The sequence below is a fragment of the Halomonas sp. ND22Bw genome (assembly GCF_003011945.1).
Lineage (GTDB): Bacteria > Pseudomonadota > Gammaproteobacteria > Pseudomonadales > Halomonadaceae > Halomonas > Halomonas halophila.
On record NZ_PXWD01000242.1, the window covers coordinates 1 to 407 of the forward strand.

Below are 407 nucleotides of genomic sequence, written 5' to 3' on the forward strand. Positions count from 1 at the left end.
TCGTGCATGACCTGACCCACAGCGTCACCAAGCGTGTCATCGTCGAAAGCATCGTGAAACTGGGCGCGGCGCTCGACATTCGGGTGGTGGCAGAAGGGATCGAAACCGAAGCCGAGCGCGCGATCACGCGCACATTGGGCTGCTCGGTCGGTCAGGGTTACCTGTTCGCCGCGCCGCTCGACGATTTCCAGTTTCGTCGTCTACTCGACCAGGGCCTGGTGCTGCGCGAATCCTGGAACGCGCGGCGATTGCTGTCGATGCTGGACAACGACGTGCGTTGAACCCGATCACTCCTGGGTGGCGGCGAGGATCACCGCGACCGTTTCGTCCGGTTGATCCCACATCGGAAAGTGCCCGCTTTCCGCAAACCAGTGCAAACGGGCGGAGGGGAATGCCGCCTGCGCCCG

General features: G+C 63.4%; 1 protein-coding gene. It reads left to right on the forward strand.

The features are described from left to right. Nucleotides 1-281, forward strand: a 281-nt coding sequence (locus tag CVH10_RS17870) for an EAL domain-containing protein (protein ID WP_181244469.1), incomplete at its 5' end; no start/stop codon positions are given. Nucleotides 282-407 lie beyond the last annotated feature (126 nt).